Genomic DNA, 1,141 nt, shown 5'->3' on the forward strand with positions numbered 1-1,141 from the left:
TCGGCTACAATGTATGCTGCACGAGCGCTAAACCAATCGTAAGATAAGCTCCAGTTTACACCACCAAAATTAGTTAACTCTGCTGGTAAATCATTTCCGAATACATCAATATCCCCATCAAAAGCACCATAGAACCCTTGTAAAGTAGAGTCCCAATCTCCTAATTGAGAGCTATAAACTAAGCTAAGACCCTCATATGTTGAAAATGGAATGCCATATACTGATTTTGGCGGGCGAACCCAGCGATATGCGTAGCCTACATCTAAAAAGTCAGAATATTTGTAAAATGGTACACGCATTTTACCTGCGCTTAACTGTAGCTCATCACTGAACTCGTAAGTAACATAAGCCCATTCAAATTCAGCGTCAAAATCGTTTTCACCTCGAGCTACAATTTGTGCTGTTGCAGTTAGTTTGTCATGTAAATCTGCCGATAATTGTAATGCAAAAACGCTTTCGTTTTTAAATGAAATATCATCATCATAATCGTATAAAGTCCGGTCACTATCCAGACTTTTACCGCCTACAATTGATGCAAAACCATTGATTTTTACTTCAGCACTAGCATAACTAGATGCTAAAACTGCACATATTGCTACTGCTACAGATAGCTTTTTCATATGTTGTTCCTATTTTTTATTTAGATATTGATTTCAAGTGCAGTATAGGTTCATTTTTCTTATTTATCTAATAAATAGAAAAGTTTATCTTTTAAATCTTATTTAATATTATTTAACATTATAATGGGGGATAGATACATACAATGATATTAATTAACGATATTAGATTTTTTTGTTCAAAAACAATAATGTAAATATAGTTCATTTTTTATTATCATTTTAAATTATTGATTGTTAAGTTAAAAATGTTTCCTGTGTGTTTTTTATAACCTAGATTCAAATTGTAAGTGCATAACTTGTTTTGGCTAGATTAAGTGGTCAGTTGCTCATAAGCTAACTGCTTTTTCTCCGGCAAGAGATTTTACAATGAGACATTACAAACAACTGACCTATGCGCAAAGATGCCAGATCGCCGTTCTAAAGAAAAGTGGTTTTACGCAACAAAGTATTGCTGAGCTAACTAATTTATCGCAATCTACGATTTCAAGAGAGCTTTCTAGAAATACAGGTAAGCGAGGTTA

Annotated in this window: 1 protein-coding gene and 1 pseudogene; one reads left to right on the forward strand and one right to left on the reverse strand. The window is 33.5% G+C overall.

Annotated elements, in window-relative coordinates:
• Window positions 1-620: pseudogene (locus L647_RS0111275) on the reverse strand (hypothetical protein); the annotation flags it as partial.
• 366 nt (window positions 621-986) lie between these two features.
• Here L647_RS0111275 and L647_RS1000000125300 point away from each other — a divergent pair.
• Window positions 987-1,141, forward strand: a 155-nt coding sequence (locus tag L647_RS1000000125300) for a helix-turn-helix domain-containing protein (protein ID WP_139015429.1), incomplete at its 3' end; no start/stop codon positions are given.

Source organism: Pseudoalteromonas sp. TB64, assembly GCF_000498095.1.
Classification (GTDB): domain Bacteria; phylum Pseudomonadota; class Gammaproteobacteria; order Enterobacterales; family Alteromonadaceae; genus Pseudoalteromonas.